General features: G+C 71.4%; 16 protein-coding genes. 7 read left to right on the top strand and 9 right to left on the bottom strand.

The genetic code is table 11. From position 1 onward, the window contains the following. Position 1: 1 nt before the first annotated feature. Positions 2-502, bottom strand: coding sequence for a hypothetical protein (locus tag LHJ74_RS02435; RefSeq protein ID WP_260215732.1), 501 nt, complete (start codon positions 500-502; stop codon positions 2-4). Positions 503-860: 358 nt separating this feature from the next. On the opposite strand from LHJ74_RS02435, the gene LHJ74_RS02430 reads away from it, so the two are divergent. Continuing rightward, positions 861-4751 (top strand): nSTAND1 domain-containing NTPase, encoded by a 3891-nt coding sequence (locus LHJ74_RS02430; protein WP_260215730.1) that lies wholly within the window; start codon positions 861-863, stop codon positions 4749-4751. A 59-nt stretch (positions 4752-4810) separates the two neighbouring features. On the opposite strand, the gene LHJ74_RS02425 is transcribed toward LHJ74_RS02430, so the two are convergent. Then, positions 4811-5704, bottom strand: a complete 894-nt coding sequence (locus LHJ74_RS02425) for a hypothetical protein (RefSeq protein WP_260215729.1) — start codon at positions 5702-5704, stop codon at positions 4811-4813. 343 nt (positions 5705-6047) lie between these two features. On the opposite strand from LHJ74_RS02425, the gene LHJ74_RS02420 reads away from it, so the two are divergent. Then, positions 6048-6662, top strand: a complete 615-nt coding sequence (locus LHJ74_RS02420; RefSeq protein ID WP_260215728.1) for an SMI1/KNR4 family protein — start codon at positions 6048-6050, stop codon at positions 6660-6662. Continuing rightward, positions 6662-7159: an SMI1/KNR4 family protein gene (locus LHJ74_RS02415; RefSeq protein ID WP_260215727.1), complete on the top strand. Its 498-nt coding sequence runs from the start codon at positions 6662-6664 to the stop codon at positions 7157-7159. Before LHJ74_RS02420 ends, LHJ74_RS02415 begins: the two co-directional genes overlap by 1 nt. Positions 7160-7186: 27 nt before the next feature. On the opposite strand, the gene LHJ74_RS02410 is transcribed toward LHJ74_RS02415, so the two are convergent. Then, entirely contained in the window at positions 7187-7627 is a 441-nt protein-coding gene (locus LHJ74_RS02410; protein ID WP_260215726.1) for a VOC family protein, read from the bottom strand. A 159-nt stretch (positions 7628-7786) separates the two neighbouring features. Between LHJ74_RS02410 and LHJ74_RS02405 the strand changes: the two genes are divergently transcribed. Then, positions 7787-8407 carry an acyl-CoA-like ligand-binding transcription factor gene (locus tag LHJ74_RS02405; protein ID WP_260215725.1) on the top strand — a complete coding sequence of 207 codons (621 nt, stop codon included), beginning with the start codon at positions 7787-7789 and terminating at the stop codon, positions 8405-8407. Here LHJ74_RS02405 and LHJ74_RS02400 read toward each other — a convergent pair. Then, positions 8404-9342: an oxidoreductase gene (locus tag LHJ74_RS02400; protein WP_260215724.1), complete on the bottom strand. Its 939-nt coding sequence runs from the start codon at positions 9340-9342 to the stop codon at positions 8404-8406. The genes LHJ74_RS02405 and LHJ74_RS02400 overlap by 4 nt on opposite strands. An 89-nt stretch (positions 9343-9431) precedes the next feature. Further along, complete coding sequence (locus LHJ74_RS02395; protein ID WP_260215972.1) at positions 9432-9602, bottom strand: hypothetical protein; 171 nt, start codon at positions 9600-9602, stop codon at positions 9432-9434. A gap of 25 nt (positions 9603-9627) precedes the next feature. Between LHJ74_RS02395 and LHJ74_RS34320 the strand changes: the two genes are divergently transcribed. Further along, positions 9628-9843, top strand: a complete 216-nt coding sequence (locus tag LHJ74_RS34320) for a hypothetical protein (RefSeq protein WP_375546639.1) — start codon at positions 9628-9630, stop codon at positions 9841-9843. Positions 9844-9997: 154 nt separating this feature from the next. On the opposite strand, the gene LHJ74_RS02385 is transcribed toward LHJ74_RS34320, so the two are convergent. Further along, a complete protein-coding gene (locus LHJ74_RS02385; protein ID WP_260215723.1) occupies positions 9998-10945 on the bottom strand; it encodes a helix-turn-helix domain-containing protein in 948 nt (315 codons plus the stop codon). Between the two features lie 96 nt (positions 10946-11041). On the opposite strand from LHJ74_RS02385, the gene LHJ74_RS02380 reads away from it, so the two are divergent. Further along, on the top strand, positions 11042-12073 hold the full coding sequence (locus tag LHJ74_RS02380; protein WP_260215721.1) for a saccharopine dehydrogenase family protein: 1032 nt from the start codon (positions 11042-11044) through the stop codon (positions 12071-12073). Between the two features lie 14 nt (positions 12074-12087). Here LHJ74_RS02380 and LHJ74_RS02375 read toward each other — a convergent pair whose 3' ends face one another. After that, a complete protein-coding gene (locus LHJ74_RS02375) occupies positions 12088-12300 on the bottom strand; it encodes an MbtH family protein (protein WP_260215720.1) in 213 nt (70 codons plus the stop codon). Between the two features lie 92 nt (positions 12301-12392). On the opposite strand from LHJ74_RS02375, the gene LHJ74_RS02370 reads away from it, so the two are divergent. Next, entirely contained in the window at positions 12393-13493 is a 1101-nt protein-coding gene (locus tag LHJ74_RS02370; protein ID WP_260215718.1) for an alpha/beta hydrolase-fold protein, read from the top strand. Positions 13494-13663: 170 nt separating this feature from the next. Here LHJ74_RS02370 and LHJ74_RS02365 read toward each other — a convergent pair whose 3' ends face one another. Further along, positions 13664-15364 (bottom strand): ABC transporter ATP-binding protein, encoded by a 1701-nt coding sequence (locus LHJ74_RS02365; RefSeq protein WP_260215717.1) that lies wholly within the window; start codon positions 15362-15364, stop codon positions 13664-13666. Continuing rightward, on the bottom strand, positions 15351-26324 hold the full coding sequence (locus LHJ74_RS02360; protein ID WP_260215715.1) for a non-ribosomal peptide synthetase: 10974 nt from the start codon (positions 26322-26324) through the stop codon (positions 15351-15353). The genes LHJ74_RS02365 and LHJ74_RS02360 overlap by 14 nt, the downstream gene beginning before the upstream one ends. Positions 26325-26371 lie beyond the last annotated feature (47 nt).

Below are 26371 nucleotides of genomic sequence, written 5' to 3'. Positions count from 1 at the left end.
ATCACCCCTGAGGTGAAATGGGTGCCGGGCTGCGTACGGAGAACCAGTGGCGGGCGGTCTCGCCGAGCACCACCCACAGGGCGGCCACATCGATGCCGAGGATCACGAGCACCGCGGGGCTGGGCGTCCCGGCGGCAAGCGAGCCGGTGAGGCCGAGGACCATCGAGAGCGTCACGAAGATCAGCCACGCGGCGAGCACCACACGGACCCAGTGGCGGCGCCTCCGGGCCAGCACGACGCAGACGACCTGGAGCGCTGCCAGCCCCCAGCAGCACAGCGCCACGAACCAGGCAATGCCCATCGGCATGAGGAGATCCTGCCCGTGGTCCTGCTTGCTGTGGTTCTCGTCGAGGACCGCCCAGCCGCCGACGGCCGTGCCCAGCGCGTGCACGGTGACGAGCACGAGCACGAGGACGAGGGCGCCGGGCATGCGCGGTATCCCGGTCGGAGCGGCCGTGCCGGGCGGATCGGCGAGGTGCCGGGCGCGAAGTCGTCCGTACATGACTCCCCTTCAGTCTGTCGCGCGTGTGCGGATGCGGGATGGCGGCCCGAACCCTCCCCCCAGTGGCGGGTTCGGACCGCGCCATGACCCGTCCTGGCCATGTCCCACGGCTATTCGACCGCCGTACGCCGTTGTTCAGCAGGCCCTCTCCCGGTACTGAACAACGGGAACGCGCCCGATTGAGCGTGCGGACTCGGCAGGAGGAATCGTGAAGATCGGGTGAACGGCGCTGCCCCACCTGCCGATACGGCCCACCCTCGGTTGCGGCCGTCCGCGGGACTCCCTACCGTGGGCGCCCCAGCGGACGCGCTGTGTGATGCCTGGTGACGACTTAAGTGAACGAGGATAGGGCGGGCACGTGTCGGAACAACCAGGACCGGGGCGGAACGAGGGCGAACTGGATCCGGAGGCCGGACCAGTGCCGAGGTTCGCCGCCGAACTGCGCGCACTGCGGGAGTCCGCGGGGAGACCCACGTACCGGGCGATGGCTCAGCAGGCGGGGTACGGCGTGACCGCCCTGTCGCAGGCGGCTGCCGGGAAACAGCTGCCCACCCGGCCGGTGACGCTCGCCTATGTGAAGGCGTGCGGCGGCGACGTGAACCAGTGGGAGCGGCGCTGGCGCGAGGCGTCGGCCGAACTGGCAGCCGAGACCGCCGACGACGAGACCTTCCGGCCGCCTTACCGCGGCCTGACCCGCTTCGAACCGGGCGACGCCGAACTCTTCTTCGGCCGCGACCCGCTCGTGGAGCGGCTGAGCGAGCTGAACCGCAAGCACCGCTTCACCGCCGTCTTCGGCCCTTCCGGCAGTGGCAAGTCCTCGCTGCTGCGGGCCGGTCTGATCCCGCGCCTGCGCAACTCGCCCCACGGCGAAGGCCACGGGGACCGCGGCGCCACCCCCGCAGCCGTACGGATCCTCACGCCCGGCGCGGACCCGCTGCACACCCACGCGGACCGGCTCATGCCCGTATCCGGCACCGACGCCGACACCTGGCTCATCGTCGACCAGTTCGAGGAGCTCTACACCCTCGGAGCCGACCCGGCCGAGCGGGACACCTTCATCGACCGCCTCGTCGCCGCGACCGAAGCCGACAGCCGTCTGCGCGTCGTCATCGCGGTGCGGGCCGATTTTCTCGGACGCTGCGCCGAACACCCGGGCCTGACGGCCGTGCTGCAGGACGCCACGCTGCTCGCCGGACCGATGAGCCGCGCGGAGCTGCGGGAGGCCATCGTCCGCCCGGCAGCAGTGGACGGCCTCATCGTCGAACGCTCCCTGACCGACCGCCTCCTGGACGAAGTCGAGGGCGCACCAGGCGGACTGCCGATGATGTCGCACGTCCTGCTGGAGACGTGGCGCCACCGCAGCGGACGCGCACTGACCGAGACCGCGTACGAGGCCGCAGGCGGGCTGCACGGCGCCGTCGTCCGTACGGCCGAGCAGGTGTACGAGGAACTCACCGCCTCCCAGGCGGAGCTGGCCCGCCGCATCCTGCTCCGCCTCATCGCCCCCGGCGACGGCACACCCGACACACGCCGCCCCACCGAGCACGCGGAGCTCGACTTCGGCGGGCCCGCCGACACCCGAGTCGTACTGGAACGCCTGGTCCGTGCCCGCCTCATCACCTTCGACGACGGCACCGTCGACCTCGCCCACGAAGCACTCATCACCGCCTGGCCGCGCCTGCGCGAATGGATCGACGCCGAACGCGACCGGCTCCGCGTCCACCGCTCGCTCTCCGAGGCGGCCCGCACCTGGCAGGCACTCGGCCGGGAGAACGCCGCGCTCTACGCCGGTTCCCGTCTGGACGCCGCCCACGACGCCTTCCCGCCGAACGCCGCCGAGCCGCACGGCAGCGGACAGGCGGAGCGGGAGACACGTGAGGAGCGCCGCATAGACGAACTCACCCCGCCGGAAAGGCAGTTCCTCAGCGCCTCGCTCCGGCGCCGGCACCGTGCCGCGCGCCTGCGCCGTACCGTCGTGGCCGTGCTCGCCGCGCTCGTGATGCTGGCCAGCGGCACCGCCGTCGTCGCCCTCCAGGCGCGCGCCACCGCACACGCCGAACGGGACGATGCCGTCTTCGGCCGTCTCACCGCCGAGGCCGACGGAGTCCGCGAGACCCGCGCCGGACTGGCCGCCCGGCTCGACGTCGCCGCGCACCGCATGCGCTCCACCCCGGACTTGCGGACGCGGCTGGCCTCGGACGCGGGCCGGGTACTGGCCACCCGGCTGTCCGGGCACCGCGGCCTGGGCAGCTCCGTGGCGTACGCGCCCGACGGCCGTACCCTCGCCAGCGGCGGCCACGACGGCACGGTCCGGCTGTGGGACACCGCCGCGCGGCCGGGGGACACGTCCGAGGGCATGGGGAGGCCGCTGGGGAAGCCGCTGCGCCTGCGTACGGGCCCCGTCGGCGCGGTCGCCTTCGCGCCGCAGGACGGCGACCTGCTGGCAGCCACCGGGGAGGGCGGCGCCATCCAACTGTGGGACGTCCGCGACCGGGAGCGGCCCCGCGCCGTCGCCCGGCCGCTGGTGAGCCACGAGGAGGAGAACGTCGTCTCCGTCGCGTTCGCACCCGAAGGCCGGACGCTGGCCACCGCAGGCGACGACGGGACCTTACGGCTGTGGGATCTGAGCGATCCGTCCCGCCCCGCGCCGCTCGGCGAGCCCGCCGAGGCCGACCAATCCGAAAAGGGCAGCGTCCGGGCCGTCGTGTTCGCCCCGGACGGGGAAACCCTGGCCACGGCCGGCTACGACGGGACCGTGCGGATGTGGCAGTTCAGCGAGGACGACGGACTCGCCCCGCTCGGCAAGCCGCGGCGCGAACACACCGCCTCCGTCTGGACGCTGGCCTTCTCCCCGGACGGCCAGACCCTCGCCTCGGCCGGCTTCGACGAGACCGTACGACTGTGGGACGCCTCCGACCCGGCCCGCCTCAAGCCGCTGGGTGAACCGCTCACCGAGCACTCCGCGTCCGTCATGTCGGTGGCCTTCAGCCCGGACGGCCGCACCCTGGCGACCGCGGGCGAAGACGACTCCCCGATCCTGTGGAACGTGGCCAACCCCGCATACCCGCAACAGCTCGGGGAGCCGTTGACCGGCCACACGGAGGCCGTGTGGGAGGTGGCCTTCAGCCGCGACGGCCGCACCCTCGCCAGCACCGGCGCCGACCGCAGCGTCCGCCTCTGGCACCGGCCGCCGACCGTCCTCACCGATTTCACCAACCCACTGACCGCCGTCGCCTACAGCCCCGACGGCAGCCTGCTCGCCGCCGCCAGTACCGACGACGGGCTGATCCGCCTGTGGGACGTGGACGAGCCGGGCCGCCCGCGCCGCATACCTCGGACGCTCACCGGCCACGAGGCCGAGGTGCTGGCCGTCGCGTTCGCCCCCGACGGCCGTACGGTGGCCAGCGGTTCGGAGGACGGCACCGTACGGCTGTGGGACATCTCCGCGCCCGAACGCCCCGCCCCGCTCGGCGCACCGCTGGACGCGCACGAAGACGGCGCCCTCACCGTCGCGTTCGCCCCCGACGGCCGCACGCTGGCCACCGGTGGAGACGACGGCACGGTGCGGCTGTGGGACGTACGCCGGCCGGAACGCGTACGGCAGCTGGGCGAACCGCTGCGCGGCCACCGGGACACCGTCACCTCCGTGGCCTTCGCGCGCAACGGCCGCACGCTGGCCACCGGCAGCGAGGACAACACGGCGCGGCTGTGGCACGTACGCGACCCAGCCCGGGCACGGCCGGCCGGTGAAGCCCTCACCGGCCACGACCAGACCGTCAACACGGTTGCCTTCGCCCCGGACGGCAAGACGCTGGCCACCGGCAGCGACGACCGCACGGCGCGGCTGTGGGACGTACAACGGACGGACCGCGTACGGCGGGTGGGGGAGGAGCTGGCCGAGCACCGCGGGCCGGTCAGGTCCGTCGCCTTCGCCCCGGACGGCAGGACGCTGGCCACCGGCAGCGGAGACAGCACCGTCCGCCTGTGGGACGTGGCCGATCCGGTCCGCGCCGAGCCCGTCGGCCAGCCACTCACCGGTCACCTCGAGACCGTCACCTCCGTCGCGTTCAGCCCGGACGGCGGCACCCTCACCTCCGCCAGCTACGACCTGACGGCCCGCGTGTGGACCCTGGAGGCGGAGCGTGCGACGGACTACGTCTGCGACCGCACCCAGGGCGTCCTCACCCGCGCCGAATGGGAGGAAAGCCTGCCGCAACTCGGCTACCGGGAGTCGTGCGAGGAGGGATAGGCACGCGGGGTGCGGCGTGTGCGCAGCGTGCGGCGCGTACGGCGCGTGCGGGACGGCGCTCAAGAGGGAGTGAAGTGCAGCACGGCACCGTCCTCGTTCTGCGCGATGACGAACACGCCGACGCCCTCGGCGAACTCGATCGAACCCCTGCCGCCCAGCTGCATGAAGCCGCCATCACCGGTCTGCAGAGAGACGCCCTCGTCGTCCACGGTGACCAGCAGGTTCAGCCCCTTCGCCGTGATGTTCACCGAGGAGGTCACCAGGATCTCGCACTTGCTGTCGGCGCAGGCCCCGCTGTTCCCGCCGTCCGCTGCCTTGGGCAGCGGGCCGGTCGGGTCGGGCGCGTGCGAGGCCGCCTTTCCGGGCGGCTTCCAGCCCGGGGCGCACTGCTTCGCGCGCTTGTGTGCGGCCGCGAGCTGCCGGTCCTTCTTGGTCAGGGCCGTCAGGTCCGGCTTCGGCGGGGCGAGGGACTGCACGAGCTTGTCGGCGTCCGCCGCGCTGCCCTCGGGGTCGTCGAAGGCCGCGGACGGGGACAACTTGTCGAGCTCCGGCCTGACGTCCTTCAGTTTCCGCAGCCAGGCCCCGTGCAGCTGGTCGGCCGCGGAAACGCCCGACCGGCCGAGCTTCTTGAGGTCGCGTTCCACATCCTTCACCGACGGTGGCGCTGCAAAGACGTGGTCATAGGCGAGGAATTCGGGGGACGGGTCGGTCTCGCCGGGTTTGCGGACCTTCTTCAGGGCCGCCGTGCTGTCCGCCCGGACGGTCTTGAGCGCGGTCGTCGACTCGCACATGTCGCCCACCCACTCCACCAGCTCCTTGGGCGGCGGCTTGGCCGACTTCTTGTCCGACGTGCCGGACTTCCCGTCTGCCCCGTCCCCGTCTCCGCCCCCGCAGCCGCTGACGGCCAGTACCAGCCCGGCGGCCACCACGGTGACGCTCCGCCTCTTGAACATCCAACGACCTCTCTCCGTGCTGTGACCCGTCTTCGCGGGTGCCGAACGCAGGCACCGCAAGCCCAGTTCAGCGCGGCACGGATTGTTCAGTGACCCGGTCCGCAGCAATGAACAACGCCCGGTGGCCTGAGAAGGCGTCGGTGTCGGTGCCGGAGGAGTTGTGGTGAGGGGCGATGCCGAACCCCTGCCCGATATGGTCGGCCCGGTGACATCGACAAGCGTGCGCCGCCGCAGTGTTGTACTCGCAGCCCTCACCTCCACGACGACGACCGTCGCCGCGTGCGGCAGTCCGCAGGACCAGCGCCGTACACCAGCACAACGCCGGCCGACGGGAGGACAGAGAGTGGACTCACCAGCAAGGGTCACCCACCAGTGGGAACGCATCACTTCCTGGCTGAAGCGCCACGCCCCCGCCACCTACGCACGCCTGCGCCCGCCGGTGACGCCGGAGGCGCTGGAGTGGTACGAACAGCGCATCGGCACGCCCGTACATGCGGACCTGAAGGCACTGTGGGGAGTGAACGAGGGCGCCTACCTGTTCACCTTCCCCGACTTCCTCGACGGCTACGCGCCCTTGAGCATCGACGGGTCAGTCCGCTGCCATCCACTGGAGAACGGGGAGGAGCGGGGGTGGGAGCGGTCGTGGATACCGTTCGTGTGCAACGACCCCACCGACCCGTATTCCGGCATGTTCCACGACACGAAGACCGGCTTCGTCGGGCACTGGGCGGAGGCGGAGATGCCGACGGTGTCGATGGGCACCACCTTGGCCGACTACCTGAAGTCGGAGGCGGACGCCTTGCACAAAGCGCCCGACCAGTCGACGGGCGGGGACGTGCCGGGCATCTCGGACGGCTCCCTCGTCTGGGACGATCCCGCCCGTCGGCTCTACGAAGAGCTGGACGACTGGCGGCCGTTCCACCGCAGGCACCGTAACCAGGACCAGGGGGACGCGTGATGGCAGGCGAGCAGAAGATACAGCAGGCATGGAACCGCATCCAGCAGGCAATCTCCCGGCATCCGGACACGTATCCGCCACTGCGCCCGCCGGCGCCGCCGGCCGCAGTCCGTGCGCTCGAAGAAGACCAGGACATGCGGATACCGGAGGCACTCCGGACGCTGTGGGGTATCCACGAGGGCGCGTACGACGTGCGCGACCGGGGCATGCGGTGGGACTTCATGGACGGCCACGCCTTCATCAGCCTGGACAAGGCGCAGCAGATCCATCACATGTTCACCTTGCGCCTCAACCACGGTCTCTACGTGAAGCAGTGGGGGCGTGCCTGGAACCCGGCCTGGATACCGGTCACCTCCCGCGACGACCAGACGATGCACACCTCCGGGCACTTCGTGGACCCCGAGGGGCGCGTCGGCTCCTGGAACGACCGCGCCCTCACACCGGCCAAGCACCCGACACTGGCCCACTACCTGAACCACATCGCCGACCGCATGTGACGCGCCCGCGGCGCGCGGCAGACCGCATCAGCCGATCTGTTCGGCGAGGGCGACGATGATGCCCGCGGGGCCGCGGAGGTAGCAGAGCCGGAAGACGCTCTCGTACTGCGCCACCTCGCCGAGAAGCTCGGCGCCGTGGGCGCGCAGGCGGGCAACCGTGTCGTCGATGTCGTCGACGGCGAACATGACACGATGCAGCCCCAGCGTGTTGGGCGGAGGGTTCTTTGGCTCGGCGCCGGACGCCGCGGGCGTGTGGTACTTGGCCAGCTCCAGCTTGCTGTGGCCGTCCGGGGTCCGCATCATCGCGATGTCGCTCCGGACGCCGTCGAGTCCGACGGTGCGGTCCGCCCAACGGCCTTCGATCTGCCCCTTGCCGTCCAGCTCCATGCCCAGCTCGGTGAAGAACGCGACAGCCGCGTCCAGGTCGTCGACGACGATGCCGACGTTGTCCATCCGCTGAATAGTCATGTTTCCGAGCATAAGGAACACGCCGGCTGGTCGTGGAGCCGTCCAGGCCGGCGGTTCTCGCGGGGGAGTTCAACACGGAAGGAGTGGCACGGTGAGTCAATTGCGGCCTGCTGCGTAATTTGCCGCGCACAAGGACCGGCGTGCCTTAGGGTTGCTTTCATGACCAGCTCACCGCCGGGGTCGTTGCCCGTCACCATCGCCGAACGGAAACGGCAGGTCGTGTGTACGGAGCTCACCTCCGCGGCGCTGCGGCTGATGACCTCCCAGGGCTTCGAAGCGACCACCGTCGAACAGATCGTCACCGAGGCCGGTATCTCCCGCAGGACGTTCTCCCGCTACTTCCATTCCAAGGAAGATGTGATCGTCCAGTTCCTCGGCGACCTGGGCCCGCAGCTGCGCCACCAGCTCGCCGGGCGCCCGGCGGACGAGGACCCCGGTGCCGCCCTGCGCCACACCCTCGCGGCCTTCGGTGACGCCTACGGCGATCCCTCCCAGACGCCGCTGCGCCTGGCCGAACTCATGCTCTCCACCCCTGCCCTCCATGGCCGCTACCTGGAGCGGCAGGCCGAATGGCGGGCAGACCTCACCGAGGAGGTGGCCCGCCGCATGGACACCGACGCGCGAGCAGACATGCGGCCCGCCCTCATGACGGCGGCCGCCTTCGCCGCCTTCGACGTCGCACTGGCCGCATGGGTGGACCGTGGCGGAGCCCCGCCCCTGAAGTCCCTGGTCAACGAGGCGTTCACACTGCTCGACACTCCGGGCAACGCGCACCTCTAGCGGGGGAAGCGCACTTTGGTCAACTCCTCCGACACCTCCCACAGGCGACGGGCAGCAGCTTGGTCGGTGGCCGAGGGGGCGGGGGTGAGCGCGGTCGGGTGGCCCTTCTTCGCCCTCGGGCCGTCAGGGCCGATGAGGTCGCCGCCCTGTGCGGCCTGTGCGGTGGCGGCGTAGAGCAGGCTGAGTGCGCCCACTTCGGCGGGCTGGGCTGTCAGTGCGCCGGCGAGTCCCGTGAGGGAGCGGGCCACGGCGTTCGGTCCGGTGCGCTGCATGGGGGTGTTCGCGTAGCCAGGGTGGGCGAGAACACTGCGGATTGCCGAGCCCCTCGCACGCAGCCTGCGGTCCAGCTCCAGGCCGAAAAGAGCGTTGGCGAGTTTGGCCTGTGTGTAGGCACGCATCGGTGAGTACTTCCGTTCGCCCGAAAGGTCTTCGAAGTCGATACGCCCACGGCTGTGCGTGAACGAGGTGACGGTGACGATGCGCGGATCCGGTCCCGACGGGAGAGTGTCCAGGAGCAGACCGGTGAGGGCGAAATGGCCGAGGTGATTCGTGGCGAACTGGCTTTCGTGCCCCTGCGGGCTCAGCGACCGCACCGCCCCCATGATTCCCGCGTTGTTCACCAGCACATCGATCACAGCGCCCTCCGACCTGAGGTCCGCTGCGAGCGACCGCACCGAGTCCAGGTCGGCGAGGTCGAGCGCGCGCAGTTGGAGGCGGGCTCCGGGGATCTCGTCGCGCAGTCTTCTGGCGGCGTCCTCGCCCTTGCGCTGATTGCGCACGGCCATGATCACGTGCGCACCACGACGGGCCAGCTGACGCGTGGTCTCCAGGCCGAGGCCGCTGTTCGCGCCGGTGATGAGGGCGGTGCGACCGGTCTGGTCGGGGATCTCGGCAGCGGACCATCGAGGGCGTGTCTGCGAGGCGGCGGTGTTCATAGGCTCACCATGACTTGAATGGCACAGTGTGTCAATGCAAGCTCATGGAGGCAAGAGTCGCTGTGTGTGTCAGTGTGGGCCTGGTGTGTCTACTGCGGCTGCTCAGGTTCTGGCGGACGCCCCCACGACGATGTCAGGTCGCCCGCGACGATCACCGGGCCGTCCGCATCGGTGGCCAGGCCGAGGAGGGCTGTGGTGACGGCGGCTTGGAAGGCGTGCTTGCCCTCGTTGCGGCGTTCGCGCGGGCCTCGTGAGGGCACGTACGGGCCCAGCAGCGTCACCCTCGTGTCTGCGATCCGGAGCCGGGCGGTCGGTGCCCGGTGCGGCAGGATGCTCGCGGGGCTCGGGAGGGGCTCCAGTGCGGGACCGCGGGAGGAGCGCCGAACCCGCCGGCTCTGGGGCGAGTACGAGGTGGCGGTCCGGCGCGCCGACCGCAAGACCGTCCAGTACTCGCGGGTGGGCCGCCTGCTGATGGCCTGCGAGACTCTGGGTCACCCCTGACCAGGGTCAGCAGCTGCTGGTGCTGAGCCCGGCGGACGCCGAGGCGCGCGAGCGGCTTGAGCTGCTGCGGGTACTGGGCGTCCAGGAACTCCCCACGGGGGCGACGGGCCCGCCCCTACGGTGAATTCGGGCGGGGAGCTGCCACCCGTACCGGTCAGGCGGGCTTCGCGCTGCGGAACGCGCGCCGGTAGCTGTCGGGTGGGACCCCTACGATCCGTTTGAACTGGCGCCGAAGTGTCGTGGCGGTGCCCATGCCGGTAGCGCGGGCAACCGCCTCGATGCTCTCGTCGGTGGCTTCCAGCAGCTCCTGGGCGCGACGTACGCGCTGGGTCAGGAGCCACTGGATCGGCGTCTGCCCGATGACTGACTGGAACTGCCGTCCGAGATGGCGCGGACTGGTGTTCACCTTGCGCGCCATGTCGGTCACTGTCAGCGGCTGGTCCAGGCGTTGCTGGACCCAGGTGAGCAGACCGGTCAGCGCGTGGTCGCCCGTGACCTGCATCGGCGTGGCCACGAACTGGGCCTGGCCGCCGGGCCGATGTGGCGGCATGACGAGGCGGCGGGCGACGGAGTTGGCGATGGTGGCGCCGTGGTCCAGGTGGATCAGGTGGAGGCAGAGGTCCACGGCCGCGGCCTTGCCCGCGGCCGTGAGCACGCTGCCGTTGTCCGTGTACAGCACTTCCGGGTCCACCACGGCCTGCGGATGGCGGGCACTCAACGCCGCGGCGTGAGCCCAGTGGGTGGTGGCCCGCCGGCCGTCCAGCAGGCCCGCGGCGCCGAGCAGGAATGCTCCGGTGCAGAGGGAGGCAACCCGGGCCCCCGACTCGTGGGCCGCACGCACGGCTTCGATCAGCTCCGTCTGCGGTGGCTCGTCGATGTCCGCGCACGCGGGCACGATCACGGTGTCGGCGCCGGCCAAGCGCTCGAGGCCGTGCTCGGGCTCGACCGTGAACGGGCCGACCTGCACTGGTCCGGGCCCGCAGAGCAGTACGTCGTACCAGCCCTCCGTGGCCTCACGCGGGGGATTGCCGAAGATCTCGCAGGCCACGGCCAGTTCGAAGTGCAGCGGGTGGCCGGCGGTCAGCAGCGCGACAGTGGGCATGTCCGAAAGTGTACGTGTGATGTCGTTCCAGACTCTCACGGTCAGGGCCCGTCTGCGGCGAGGCTGGACTCATCAGCACATCGAGATGGGGGAATCATGGGTACACCGGCCGCAGTAGTGGTCTACGGGGCGACAGGGCACACCGGTCGCTTCATCGTCGCCGAACTGCGCAGACGTGGCTTCACCGCTGTGATCTCCGGCCGTGACGCGGCTCAGCTGGAGGTGCTGGCCGCCGAGTGGGGAGATGTGGTCGTGCGCCCGGCCACCGTGGACGACGCGAGCTCGCTGGACCGCGCCCTGGCGGGCGCAGCGGCTGTCATCAACTGTGCCGGCCCGTTCGCGGTGACGGGAAGCCCGGTCGTCGAGGCGGCGTTGCGCGCGGGGATCCCGTACGTCGATGTCGCGGCAGAGATCGAGGCGAACGCTTCGATGTTCGCCGACCATGCGGAGGCAGCGCGGAAGTCGGACACACCCGTGGTGCCGGCGATGGCGTTCTACGGTGGGCTCGGCGACCTGTTGGTGACCGCGGCGATGGGCGAATGGACTGCTGCGGACACAGCGCATGTCGCGTACGGGTTGAGCAGCTGGCATCCGACGGCGGGCACCCGGGTGGCCGGTCAGGTGTCCCATCAGCGTCGCGCGGGCCGTCGGGTGCGGTTCGCGGGCGGCGCGCTGCAATACCACGACGACAAGGTCTCAGAGCAGGACTGGCTCTTCCCCGAGCCGCTGGGGCGGCGAGCGGTGATCGCGGAGTTCTCCATGGCCGATATCGTCACCGTTCCCAGCCACTTGGCCGTGCCTGAAGTCCGCACCTACATGGCCGTCGAAGCCGCGAGGGACTTGGCCGAGGAGGGTACGCCGACGCCGGAGCCGGTCGACTCCTCGGGGCGGTCGGACCAGACGTTCGTCGTCGACGCCCTGGTCCGCGCGGGTGGCGTCGAGCGACGCGCCACGGCTCGTGGCCAGGACATCTACGCGGTCACCGCGCCACTGGTCGTGGAGGCCGTCCAGCGAATCCTGGCCGGGCACACGCGGGCAACGGGCGTGGCCTCGGCCGGCGCGATGTTCGACGCGGCGGACTTCCTCCGGGCGCTGACACCGCACCTGGCGGTTGAGCTTCCGCACTGACCGGCGACGGAGGGTCAGGCGTCCGTGGACGCGCGGAGGGAGCGGGGGCGCAGGTCCGTCCAGCGGGTGTCGATGAAGTCCAGGCATGCGTCTCGGGTGTTCTCGTCGAAGACGATCGTCCAGCCTCCGGGGACGTCGGCGAAGGACGGCCAGAGTGAGTGCTGTCCCTCGTCGTTCACCAGGACCAGGAAGCGGCCTTCGGGGTTGTCGAAAGGGTTGGTGCTCATGTGTCGGTGCCTCCTCAGTCGCGGTTAGATTAGGCTCACCTAACTAAGTGGCGAGCTTAGCCTTTCGCCCTCCCCCTCACAAGGAGACGTGTATGCGCCCGGTGACCGAGCAGAGCGCCTTCGCCGAGTTCGGACTGCCCGGCGAACCGGGCACCGAAAAGTTCTGGGCGGCGGCGCGGACACCCGCCTCGGTGCCTGCGGACAACGGCGGTTGGGTGACCCTGTTCCTGTGGCGGGGGTCTCCGGCGAGCATCGGCTTCGAGAGCTGGTCGGAGCCGGTGCCACTGCACCGATGGGGCGATACGGACTGCTGGTATGCCCAGGTGCGCATGCCCGCGCGGCTGCGGGTGACCTACCAGTTCCTGGCGCGCGGGGAAGCGCACGCCGACCCGCTCAACCCGGCCGGTGCGGGCGGTGACCGGTCCATCGCCGCGACCCCCGACACCCCGGCCCAGCCGCACTGGCCCGACAGCGGCGCCGGCACCGATGTCGTACTGCCGGTCCCGCGAACCCGGCTCCGCTGGACCAGCGAACGGCTCGGCGGGCGGCGCACCGTGCGAGTCCACCCGGCGGGCGGCGGGGGACCGGTGGTCCTGCTGCTCGACGGGGACGACTGGCTGTACCTGCATCCGGCCGTGACCGCGTTCGACTCGGCCGTCGCCAGTGGTGAGATGCCCGCCGTCACCCTCGTCTTCCTCCCGGCCAGGGACAGGCAGGCCGAGTTCGGCTGCAGCCCGGCGTTGTGGGAGGCGATCCGGGACGAACTGCTGCCGCTGGTGGCGGAGAGCGGCATACCCGCTGACCGGGACCGGCTGGTGGTCGCCGGGCAGAGCCTCGGCGGGCTGAGCGCGATGTACGCGGCACTGGAGTTCCCGGACCTGGTATCCCGCGTCGCCTGCCAGTCGGCGGCGTTCTGGTGGACACCCGAAGCCCCGGGTCTGGCGGACCCGTTGGGCGGCCCGGTCGGCGGCGCCATCGCCGCGCGCCTGCGGGAGCGGCCCGATCTGTCCGGTCTGCGGGTCGCGTTCGACGTGGGGGAACACGAGACGCGGATGCTGCCCCACTGCGAGCTGGCCGAGACACTGGCCGGACAGGCCGGTGCGACCGTGCGCGTTTCGCGGTCGGCATCGCATCACGACCGGGCGGGCTGGCGGCACGCCCTGCTCAGGGACGTCGCCTGGGCGCTCGCTTAGAGCCCCTGACAGAATGGGCGGTCGATCAGCTTGCGGCGTCTGGTGCGTGCGCTCGCAAGGCGGAGGATCGTCCTCGTACTGGGCGTACATGGACGACTCCGACAACGCGGCGAGCGCGCGTGCCAGGCGTCGCAAGCCGACCGCCCATTCTGTCAGGGGCTCTTAGGGCGTCACCGGGCCACGGCCAGGCAGTAGTCCTCGTCGGCGGCGAGCAGGTTGCGGTGGGTGCCCTCGGCGATGATGACGCCGTCGTCCAGTACGAGGACACGGTCGGCGGCGTCCAGCAGGGCCGGGCTGTTGGTGATCACGACGGTGGTACGGCCCCGGCGCAGCTTCGCTACGTTGCGTGCGACGAGCTGTTCGGTGACCGCGTCTACCGCCGTCGTCGGATCGTGCAGGACGAGGATGTCGGTGTCGGCGGCCAGTGCGCGGGCCAGGGAGAGCCGTTGGCGCTGCCCCCCGGAAAGGTTCGCGCCGCGGTCACGGACCGCGTAGTCGAGTCCTTCACGGTGGAGGGCGACGACATCGGTCAGCATGGACGCCTCGACGGCTTCGGGGAGCATCCGGCTGGTGCCCGACGGGTCGATGTTCGTGCGGAGGCTGCCCGCGAAGATCTCCCCGTCGTACGGGTTCACCAGCAGGTGCGCGCGGACCGCCTCGATCGACAGGTCCGTCAGCTCCCGCCCGCTGACCCGCACCACGCCCTCGTAAGCGTCGGGCGGGACGTTCACGGCGAGGACCGCCGCGAGGTCGGCCGCCGCGCGCGGCTGATAGACGGCGATCGCCGCGAACTCCCCGGCGGCCACCTGGAACTTCAGCTTGCGCAGGGGCCCGTACCGGACGCAGTCGACCTCCAGGTCTCCGCCCGGGGCCGGGCACTCCGGGCCCGGAGCCGTCACCGGTGGCGCGGCGAGCACCAGCGCCATCCGCTCGGCCGACGCGCGCGCGACCATCACGTACTTCGGCATCTCCGAGAACAGCTTGAGCGGTTCCATGATGAACTGCGCGAGACCCACCGCCATGACCAGCTCCCCGATGCTGATCCTGCCGTCGAACGCGAGCCAGCCCGCCGTCAGCGTCACCGCCGCGGCGAGGACCGCGTTCAGGGCCAGCGCGGTGCCCGCGTACACGCCGTTCACCCTGGCGACGGTGATCGCCTGGCGTCTGGCCCGCGTGCTGACCTTCCGATAGGACAGGAACGCCGCCTGGTTGCCGCCGAAGCCGTGCAGCGGGCGCAGACCGGTGATCAGGTCGGCGACCTTCGCGCCCGCCCGCGCCACCCGCGCCTGCTGTTCGCGGGTGCTCGAGCCGATCCGCTTGGACATCACGCTCAGGACCGACAGGATCGCCACGGTGCCCACGATCACCAGCAGGCCGAGCCGGATGTCTGCCAAACCCAGTGCGAACGCCGCGACCAGCACCGCGACCAGCGAGCTGATCAGCAGCGGTACCACTTCGATGATGTCGGCCGTCTGGTCGGCGTCCTCGGTGGCGATGGTCAGCACCTCGCCGGACTTGAGGTCGACGTCCCTGGCCACCGGCTGGAGCCCGCAGGCCGCGACCCGCACACGCCAGCGGTGGGCCTCGGTGGTGTTGGCCTTCTGCAGGACGCGCATCCCGAACCGCCACGACAGCGAAACGGTGGTGATGATCACGGCCAGCGCGGCGATCGACAGGGCGAGGGAGCCGAGGTTCCGGTCCTCCCGCAGTGTGTGTTCGACGATCAGGCCGAGCGCGATGGGGAAGGCGGTCTCACCTGCCTGGTACAGGCCCATGAGGACGGTGCCCCAGGTCATGGCACCGATGTTGCGGCGCAGCGCGGTGCGGAGGATGCCGGGCCCCGAGCGGGGCTGTGTGTCAGGAGTGGTCATCGAGATGGCGGGCAATCGCTTCCGGGGTTCGCAGGGTGAACAGGTCACGGATCGTGACCACAGGACCGTACTCTCGGCGGAGCAGCCCGGCCAGCCGCACCGCCAGCATGGAGTGCCCTCCGAGGGACACGAAGTCGCTCACCGCGCTCACCTCGTCATCGTCCAGGTCCAGTGCCTCGGCGAAGACTTCGCACACCGCGGTCTCGGTCTCCGTCTCCGGGCCGCGTTCCCCCGGCGTGGTCAGCGCGCCCAGCGGCTTGGCCTCCGGCAACGCCTTCGTGTCAGCCTTCCCGTTCACCGTCAGCGGGATTCCGGAGACCTGGGCATAGTGCGTCGGGCGCAGGAAGTCCGGCAGTTCGGCGCCCACCTCCGCGGCGACCGCCGCCAGTTCGCAGCCGTCCAGCACGAGGTAGGCGGCCAGCCGGTACGCCCCGTCGACCCGCGGGTCGGGCTGGGCGACCGCGGCGGCGAACCGTACCGCCGGGTGCGCTGCGAACGCGGCCTCGACTTCGCCCGGCTCGACCCGGTGCCCCCGGATCTTCACCTGCTGGTCGATGCGGCCGAGGTAGGTGAGGTTCCCGTCCGTCCGCCGGACCACCAGGTCCCCGGTGCGGTACATGCGTTCGCCGGGCTCGCCGAAGGGGCACGCGAGGAAGCGGTGCGCGGTCTGGGAGGGCTGCCCGAGATAGCCGCGCGCGATGCCGATGCCCGACACGTACAGCTCACCGGGGACTCCGTCCGGCAGCGGACGCAGCCACGGGTCCAGCACGTACACGTCGGTGTTGTCGATAGCCACGCCCACCACCGGGTCCTGGCACTCGAAGGTGCCGACGCCGAGGGTGTTGATGGTGTACTCGGTGGGTCCGTACAGGTTGTAGCCGACCGTCCCCTCGGTTTCCGCGAGCCGCCGCCACAGCGTCGGGGTGACGGCTTCGCCGCCCAGCAGCACCAGCGCGGGGCGCCGCGCCGGGTTGTCGAGCAGGCCCTCGGCCACCAGTTGCTGCGCGTAGGTGGGGGTCACGTTGATGACGTCGATCCCGTGCCCGAGGCAGTACTCGACAAGACGGGGCGCGTCGCGGCGCAGTTCCTCGTCGCAGATGTGCACCTCGTGGCCGTCGGCGAGCCACAGCAGTTCCTCCCACGACATGTCGAACGCGAACGACACGGTGTGCGCGATCCGGAAGACCCGGTGGCCGTGCTCCGCGAGGACCGGCTCGAAGATCCTGCGCTGGTGGTTGATCAGCATGTTGGTGAGCCCGGCGTATGCGGTCACCACACCCTTGGGCTTCCCGGTCGAGCCGGAGGTGTAGAGGGTGTACGCGGGGTGCCGCAGGCGGTCCGGGTCCTCCGGTGCGAATGTCGTATACGGCTCGGCCTCGGGCAGCGGGCGGTCCAGCTCGATCAGTTCACCGGTCAGCCGGGGCGATACGGCGCTCACGGTGAGTACCACCTCCGGGCCGGCATCCGCGACGACAGCGGCGATCCGCTCGTCCGGGTGGTCCAGCTCCAGCGGTACGTACGCGGCGCCGACGCGCAGCACGGCGAACAGCGCCACGATCGAATCGAGGGAGCGCGGGATCGCCAGGCCCACGGTCTTCTCGGGGCCGATGCCCCGCCGGGCGAGCACACCCGCCACGGCACGGCTGCGGTCGCGCAGCTGGGCGAAGGTCATCGTCGAACCGTGGGCGACGAGCGCGACCCGCCCCGGGTCACGCTCCGCGGCCTGGTCGAACCGGTCGACGACCGTGTCCGTGCCGATGTCCGTGCGCTCGACGGGCTCCGGCGCCGGCCCCGGGCCCCGCAGTGCGCCGACGGGCCCGGTGCACCGGGCCAGATCCTCCAGCACGCGCAGGTAGTCGCCGAGGAGACGACGGGCGTGCTCGGTGCCGCGCCCCGCTGCTCCGCGGTGCTCCAGCTTGACCGTCAGCCGTTCGCCGGGCGTGATGACCCACGTGAACGGGTAGTGGGTGGAGTCGTCGGCCTTCACCGAGGTGATGCCGTGCCTGGTGTTCATGTCGGCGAAGGCGTCCGTGTCCAGGAAGTTCTGGAGCACGAACAGGTTGTCGAAGAGCGTGTCGTGCCCACTGGCCCGCTGGATCTCGCCGAGCCCGAGGTGCTCGTGCTCCATGGCCTCGACCCTGGCCGCCTGTACGGCCGCCAGGTACTCGCCGGCTGTCTCGTCCGGCCGTGCCCGCGTCCACAGGGGCACGGTGTTGAGCAGCACACCGACGATGCCGGAGTGGCCCTCGCCCTCCCGGCCGGAGACGGTCACGCCGAACACGGCGTCACTCCGGCCCGTGTGCGCGCCGAGCAGCAGGCCGAACGCGCCGGTCAGCACCGAGTTCAGCGTGACGCCGTGCACCCTTGCCGCTTCCCTCAGCAGTTCCGACTGCTCGGAGGAGAGCGTGTGCACGAGCGCGTGCGGCAGACCGTCCGAAAGGGAGGGCTGCGGTCCGGCGAGCAGCGTGGGGCCGGGCAGGCCGGCCAGGTGCTCCGCCCAGAAGCGTTCCGACACGGCGGGGTCCCTGGCGTCGAGCCGCCGGGCGTAGTCCTCGAAGCTCGGCGTGGCCGGGGCCGCATCCAGCGGCTCGCCCGCGACAACGGCCTGATAGGCGTCGAACAGGTCCCGCAACAGGATCTCGCGGGACCAGCCGTCCCACAGCAGCAGGTGGTAGCTCAGCAGCAGGCCGTCGCGGCTGTCGGGCAGACCCACCACGGTCAGCCGGATCAGCGGCGGCTTCCCCGGATCGAATCCCGTCTCCCGGTCCCGGGCGCGCAGGGCTTCGATCTCCGCCGCCGTCGACAGCTCGATCGTGCGGACCTCGACCCGCCGGCCCGCACGGAGGACCTGGACCGGGCTCCCGTCGTCGTCGGTGGTGAAGCCGGCGCCCACGACCGGGTGCCGCGCGATCACGTACGCCATCGCCTCCGCCAGCGCGTCGGTGTCCAGGCGCCGGTCGAAGGTGAAGTAGCTCTGCGCGACATACCGCGCCCGGCCGGGACCGTCCGGACCGGCCAGCTGGGCCTGGAAGAACAGGCCCCGTTGGAGCGGGGTGACCGGTGCCGTGCGCTCGGCCGTCGAGGCCGACTCCGCGATGTGTTCCAGCGCGCTCCGCCAGTGCGCGGTGATCTCGTCGGGGATGCCCTCGGCGAGGGTGAAGGCCGCATGCAGGCTTCCGGTGGCCTCGTCGGTCCACGCGTTGACCTCGACGGCGTACGGGCTGTGCTGTTCGCCGCCGGTGACGTGCAGTGCCTGGGACTCGCCGCCCCGGCCGAGGTAGTTGAACAGCACCTGCGGGCAGGCGTTCAGCAGCGGGGCCGTCTGCGGGTTGAGGTACCTGAGCTGGCCGTAGGCGACGTGGCCGCGCTCGTTCGGCTGGCGCTCGGCGACTTCGTGCGCCGCCGCGACGGGATCGGTGTGCGCGGTCAGCCGCACGGGCGCGATGGCGGTGAACCAGCCGACCGTGCGGGTGTAGTCGTGGTGTTCAAGCGCCGGGACCCGGCCGTGCCGCTCCAACTCCACCGCGAGATCGGTGGGCGAGGGCTGGATGCGGGTCAGCGCGGTGCGCAGCGCGCCGCACAGCAGCTCGGTGAGGCCGACGCCGAGTGCGGTCGGCGCGGTACGCGTCACCGTGTCGCTCACCTCGGGTGCCAGTACGACGGTGGTCTCGTGCCGCTCGACCGCGTGCAGCTCCCCGGCCGAGGACAGCAGCGCGGGCGCCCGGAGCGTGGTGACCCAGCGCCCGAGGTCGCCGGTCACCTGGGCGGACTGCGTGGCCAGCGCTTCGGCGTACTCGGCATAGGAGGTGGTCGGCGGTGCCAGGGCCGTCCCGCGCAGAGCGGCGGCGAGGTCGTCGAGAAGGACCAGCCAGGACACCGAGTCGACAGCGAGGTGGTGGACGGTGACCACCAGCGTCCGGCTCGCGGCCAGCCACGAGAACGCGATGACGTCCCCGCACTCGGGATCGAGCCGTCCGGCGGCTTCGTTCGCCGCGCTCCTCGCGTCGGTGGCTTCCGACCGCACGACGGTGACCTCGTAGGCGGGTTCGGTACGCAGCGCCCACACTCCGTACTCGGTGCGCAGCCGCATCCGGAGGGCCGGGTGCGCGGCCACGACGGCGTGCGCGGCGCGCTGGGCGTCGGCGAAACCGGTGCCCTCTTCCGCCACCAGCATCCTGGCCTGCGCGAACCGGGCGAGCGATCCGCCCATCTCCCGCTGGCGCAGGATGACCGGCGTCGGTGTCAGCGGGCCGTCCTCGCGGCGGGCGGGCGGTGTCACGGCGGCCTGCGGCGTGCGCGTCCCCAGGTGCCCGGCGAGCGCGCGTGGTGTCCTGAAGAGGAACACGTCCCGGGGCGCGATCGGCAGGCCGAGTGCCCTGGCCCGGTTGATCACGGTGATGGCGACGATGCTGTCGCCTCCGGCCATGAAGAAGTCGGTGTCACCATCCACGTCGCAGCCGGGCAGGGCTTCCGTGAAGATGCCGACGAGAGTGGTCAGCGCCAAGCCACCGGGGCGCTCCGCGGGGGGTGCGCCCGCCCGCTCTGCCAGCGCCTTCCGGTCCAGCTTGCCGTTGACCGTCAGCGGCAGAGTGCCGACCGGCAGCACCTGGCTGGGCACCATGTACGCGGGCAGGGCCGTGGACAGAAGCCCGGCGAGGTCGCCGGGAACCCGGCCCACGATGTGTGCGACGAGGTGGTCACGGCTGTCGGCCATGGTGACGGCCACATCGACCACCCCGTCGAGTCCCCTGATCGCGGACTCCACCTCACCCAGCTCGATACGGAAACCCTTGAGCTGCACCTGGTCGTCCGCGCGGCCGGTGAACCGCAGTTCGCCGTCGAGCGTGCGGCAGGCGAGGTCACCCGTGTGGTACATGCGGGAGCCGTCGTCCGCGAACGGGTCCGCCACGAACCGGCCTGCGGTGAGCCCCGGCCTGCCCAGGTAGCCCAGGGACACCTGGTCGCCGGCGACGTAGATGGCGCCCACGCGGCCCGGCGGTACGGGCCGGAGACGGTCGTCGAGCAGATAGGTGACCAGGCCGGGTATCGGGCCGCCGATCGGGCTGACGTCGCCGGGCAGGGCGAAGTCCTCCTCGGTCAGCACCCGGTGGGTGACGTGGACGGTGGTCTCGGTGATGCCGTACATGTTGACCAGCTCCGGCGAGGCCGTGCCGTGCCGCTCGACCCAGCCGCGCAACCGTCCGAGATCCAGTGCTTCGCCGCCGAAGACGATCCGGCGCAGCGCCGTGACCGGCTCACCGCCGTGCCGGTCGGCTTCGGTGAACTGGTAGAACGCCGAAGGGGTCTGGTTGAGCACGGTGACTCCGCGCTCGCGGACCAGCCGGTGGAAGTCGACGGGGGAGCGGGTCAGCCCGTAGTCCGGCACCAGCAGCTCAGCGCCGTGCACCAGCGCGCCCCACAGCTCCCAGACCGCGAAGTCGAAGGAGAAGGAGTGGAACTGGACGCACACGTCGTGCGGGCCGAAGCCCATGTCGGGCTGGGTGTTCGCGAGCAGTGTCACCACGCTGGAGTGCTGGACGACGACACCCTTGGGCCTGCCGGTCGAGCCGGACGTGTAGATGACGTACGCGGGGTCCTGACCGCTGACCTCGGGCCAGGTGCCCGGCGGCGGCTCGTCCCCCTGCGGCGGTTCGTCGCCCTGCACGAGCACGCGGGCCGGGACGCCCGCCCGGGCCAGCAGTTCCGTGAAGCGGTCTCGCTGCTCACGGTCGACGAGGACCACCTGCGGAGCGGCGTCGGCGAGGATGTACTCCAGCCGCTCGTCCGGGTAGGCCAGGTCCAGCGGCACGTACGCGCCGCCCGCGGTGACGACCGCGATCAGGGCGACCACCTGTTCGAGTGAGCGCGGGACGGCGACGGCGACCTGTTCGCCCGGCCCGACCCCGGCCGCGCGCAGGGCCGACGCCAGCTCGTTCTTGGCGTCCGCCAGCTCGCCGTAGGTCAGTGACCTGGTACCGCCGTCGAGTCCGCACTGGGTGACGGCGGTGGCGGCCGGGGCGCGGTTCACGGCGGCGTCGAACAGTCCGCCCAGCGTCGTCCGAGGGAGCCCTGCGGGACGCGGACGCCGGGCGTCCTCGGGCGTGCCGTCGGCAAGGCTGCCGACGAGGGCGTCCGGCCGGGTGAGCAGGCCGGTGAGGGTACGGGCGAAGGTGCGCAGGAGTGCCTGGGCGCTCGCCTGCCGCAGCAGTTCGCCGTCGTAGATCAGGCGGAAGCGCGCACGGTCGTCGGGGTCACGCTCCACCACCAGCGTCAACGGGTAGTGCGGGGCGCCCTCGTTCACGATGCCGGTGATGACCAGCTCGTCGTCAGGACCGCGCAGGCCGTCCACATCCGTCGCGATGTCGAACACCACCAGGGTGTCGAACAGGGGACCGGTGCCGGCCTGACGGCCGATCCTGGACAGCGAGACGTGCTGGTGCGGCAGCACCGCGCTCTGGTGCTCCCACACCGAGGCGAGCAGCTCGCGCGCCGTGGTGGTGCGGGCCCATCGGGCGCGCACGGGGATCGTGTTGATGAACAGACCCACCATGTCCGAGATGCCGGGCACCTCCGCGTCGCGCCCGGACACCGTGGAACCGAACACCACGTCCCTCCCGTGCAGGACACCGCTGAGCGTCACCGCCCAGGCACTGTGCACGGCGGCGCTCAGCGGTACGCCGGCCGAGCGGCAGGCCGCGTCGACGTCCTCCACCGGTTCCACGGCGGTCTCGGCGAACGCGTCGGAGGGGCTGTGCCCCTCGGCGACCAGCGAGGGGCCGGCCAGGCCGGTGAGCTGCTCGCGCCACACCCGGTCGCTCTCGCCGTCGTCGCGTCCGGCGAGCCAGCTCACGTAGTCGGGGAAGCCGCCGAGTGGGCACACGCTGCCCGGCGCGTGGTACTCGGCCAGCAGGGCGCGCAGCATCGGCGGCACCGACCAGCCGTCGGCGAGGAGGTGGTGCACCGTCTGCACAAGGACCTCACGGCCGGGGCCCCCGCACAGGAGCGTGTACCGCATCAGCGGGCCGGTGGCCAGGTCGAAACCGGCGCGGCGGTCCCGCTCGGCGTGCTCGCGGATCTCCTCGTCGGTGATGCCGGGACGGTCCAGCGTGGTGAAGGGCGCCTCCCCAGCGCTCTCCAGGACGGAGACCACACGGCCGTCGGCGAGGGCCACGAACCGTGCGGCCAGGTTCGGGTACAGCGTGAGCAGCCGGGTGGCCGCCGCCGCGAGCCGGTCGGCGTCCACCTCGCCGTCCAGGGTCAGCAGTTGCTGCTCGACGTAGCTGCCCGCCGAGTCGTCGTCGAAGACCGAGTGGAAGTACAGGCCCTCCTGCAGCGGGGTCAACGGCAGGATGTCCCGCAGCGACGGGCCGTCCAGGGCGTCGACGTCGGACTGTGTGAGCGGCACCAGGGCGAAGTCGCTGGGTGAGTGGCCGCCCTCGTCGAGCGCGGCCAGTCCGGTCAAGGCCGCCCGGAAGTACGCGCCGAGCGTGGCGATGTCCTCCTCGGTGAACATCCCCTCGGGCCAGGAGAGGGTGGTGATCAGCTCGTACCCGCCGGTGGAGCCGGCTTCGGCTGTCGCGTTGAACTCCAGAGCCCGCGGCAGGCGCGTCCTCGGATCGCGCTTCTCGCCCAGCTGGCCCGTGGCGCCCGTGAGCTGCCAGTCCCCGGAGGCGCCCGCGTCGAAGCGGCCCAGATAGTTGAACAACACCTGCGGTGCGGGCGCGTCGAACCCGGCGCCGGACAGGTATCGCAGGGCACCGTAGGAAACGCCGTTGCCCGGCACCCGGGCGAGGTCTTCCTTGACCGCCTTGAGCGCGGCGGCCAGATAGGCGGGGGCGCCGAAGTCGGCGGTCGCACCGGGGTCCACCGTCACCGGGAAGAGGGTGGTGAACCAGCCCACGGTCCGCGACAGGTCCGGCTCGAAGCCGGCGCTGCCCGCCACGAACCGGCCTTCGCGGCCGTGGCCTTCGAGTTCGATGTGGGCGAAGGTCTGATCCTGCCCGAGGTCGCGGCGCCACCGGGCGAGGGTGACCGCGAGCGCGGTCAGCAGCACGTCGTTCACGCCCGCGTGGAACTTCGCGGGAATCTCGCCCAGCAGTGCGGCCGTGACCTCGGGGCCCACCGAGACCGTCTGAGTCCGCTCCCGGGCGACGGTGTCGGCTTCGGACAGCGCGCGCCGGCCCACCGGTGCGTCCCCTCCCGGCAGGGGGCGCTGGTAATGGGCACGGTCCGCGCCGAACGCCGCGCCCTCCAGCAACTGCGTCCAGCGCCGGAACGACGTGCCCACCGGGGGCAGCTCGATCGGCGCGCCCGAGGTGAACTGCCGCCAGGCCGTGGCCAGATCCTCCATCAGGATCCGCCAGGACACGCCGTCGATTACCACATGATGGACGGCGAGGACCAACTGCCGTGCCTCGCGGCGCCAGACGGCACGCAGCATCACGCCGTCGTCCGGGTCGAGCCCGTCGGTGGCGAGCGCGACGCACGCGTCGAGCGGTCGGTCGCTCTCCTGCCACGCTGCGACGGCCCTGCCCGTCTCCGGGATGTCGAAGCTCCAGCGGTCGCCGCGGTCGCCGCGCACCAGCTTGGCGCGCAGCATGTCGTGTCGCGCGAGCAGCGCGGCGAGTATCCCGTCGAGTGCGTCGGCGGTCAGGCAGGACGGGGTGTTCAGCACCACGGACTGCACGAAGCCGTCGATCGTGTCCGTGGTCTCGCCGAGCCACTGCACGATGGGCGAGCCCACGACGGAACCAGTGGGGACATCTCCGTCGTCCAGCATGGAGACGTCCTCACAGCTCGCCACCGCCGCCAGCGCCCTCAGGACGCTGTGGGTGAAGATCTGCTGTGCGGTGACGTGGAGGCCCGCTTCGCGCAGCGTGCTCAGCAGGGAGATCGCCAGAATGCTGTCTCCGCCGAGCTGGAAGAAGTCCTGGTCGACACCGACTGCGTCGGCATCTCCCCGCCGCAGCACCGCCGCGACCGCCGCGCAGACCGCGTGCTCGTTCTCGGTGGCGGGCGCGACGAGCGGGCCCGTGGCGGTCGCGGGCTCCGGCAGCGCCCCCCGGTCGACCTTGCCGTTCGCGGTGAGCGGGAACTCCCGCATCACCACGAGGTGGGCGGGCACCATGTGGGCGACCATGTGCTCGGCGGCCCACGCCTTGAGCTCTTCCGCGCCCAGGCCCTCGGCCCCGGCGGCCGGGATCACGTATCCCACCAGGTAGGTGCCGCCCGTCGCGTTCTTCTTCGCGACCACGCAGGTGTGCCGTACGCGGGGGTGCTCGGCGAGACCGATCTCGACGTCCTCGATTTCCAGCCGCATACCGCGGATCTTGATCTGGTTGTCGGCCCGGCCGAGGAAGTCCAGCGACCCGTCCGGGGCGAACCGCGCGAGGTCACCCGTCCGGTAGAGCCGGGACCCGTCGTCTGCGAACGGATTCGCCACGAAGCGGGACGCCGTCAGGCCGGGCGCTTGGACGTACCCGCGCCCCAGCAGGAGTCCTCCCGCGTACAACTCGCCGCCGACCCCTACCGGGACCGGGCGCAGTTCGTCGTCCAGCACGTACAACCGGGTGTTGGGGTTGGCCTTGCCGATCGACGTCGACAGGCGTTCCGCCGCGCCCCGGTAGATGACGTGCGAGACACCGATCGTCGTTTCGGCCGGGCCGTAGCCGTGGTACATGGGGATGTCGAGCCGGGTGCGGAACCTTTCGTAGAGCTCCGGGGTCAGCACCTCGCCGCCGCACCACACGTGCCGCAGGCTGTCGAGACGACCGGAGTCGCCCGCGATCTCCAACAGCACGTCCAGCATGGACGACACCAGATAGGTGAAGGTGACGCGCTGTTCGGCGATCACCCTCAGCAGATGGTGCGGGTCGCGCTCGCCGCCGGGACGCAGGACCACCAGTCTGCCGCCGGACACCAGCGGCAGGAAGATCTCGTTGATGGAGATGTCGAAGGACAGCGGCGCCTTGAACAGCGACGCGTCGTCGTGACCGCAACCCAGGATCTCGTCGACCTGCCACAGCAGGCGCTCACTGATGGCTTCGTGCCGGATCATCGCGCCCTTGGGGCGCCCGGTCGAACCGGACGTGAAGATGACGTATGCCAGGGCGGAGCCGGGGAGGGTGACTCCGGTGCCCTCGGCAGGGCAGGAGCCGAACCGCCAGTCACCGAGGTCGACGGCCACGGCGGCCGGTTCACCCGGGCGCTGCTCGCCGGAGCCGTTGAGCTGCACCACGACCCGGGCGTCCTCGATGACGACGGCTCGGCGCGCGGCGGGCCACTGCGGATCGAGCGGTACGAACGCGCATCCCGCCTGGAGCACGGCGAGCAGCCCGATCACCATCTCGGCGGAGCGGTCCAGCGAGATGCCGACCACCTGTTCGGCGGTGAGGCCGCGTTCGATCAGATGGTGGGCCAACTGGCCCGACAGCTCGGCCGCCTCACCGTAGGTCAGCGATCGCTGCTCGTCGACGATGGCGACGGCGTCCGGCCTGGCCCGTGCCTGCTCGGCGAACATCTCCACGAGCGTCGGGCGGTCCCGGTCGGCCCCGGTGTCGTTCCACTCGGCCAGCGCCTCCAGCCTCGCCGCGACGCTGGTAGGGCTGATGGTGCCGAGGGGCCGGTTCGGGAAGAGGGCCAGGTCGTCCAGCGCGAGCTGCGCCTGAGCCGGCGCGACGCCTTCCGGAACGGCGATGCTCCGGCCGTCCGCACCGGCCTCCCAGCCCTGCGGCCCGGCCCCGCCGTCGCCGGCCCACCCGAGGACGTCGGCGAACGGAGTGGCCGGGGTGAGGTCCATGCCGTCGGGGCTGCGGCCCGTCGCCCAGTACGAAAGCCCGATGGCGCACGCTTCGGCGATGGTCCGGTCGGAGAAGTCGCCGGTTCGCCGGCGCACGTCGGCCAGCGAGGTGGGGGAGAGCAGTACGTGGCGAGCGCGGTGTTCCCCCGTCGAATCCCTCATCGAAGACACAGCATCCCTTCCCGGCGTGAAAGTTAGCCTAGCCTAAC

Origin of the sequence: Streptomyces gossypii (assembly GCF_025165795.1) — a bacterium.
In the GTDB taxonomy this organism is placed as follows: domain Bacteria; phylum Actinomycetota; class Actinomycetes; order Streptomycetales; family Streptomycetaceae; genus Streptomyces; species Streptomyces gossypii.
This window is presented reverse-complemented; position numbering and strand designations above follow the sequence as displayed.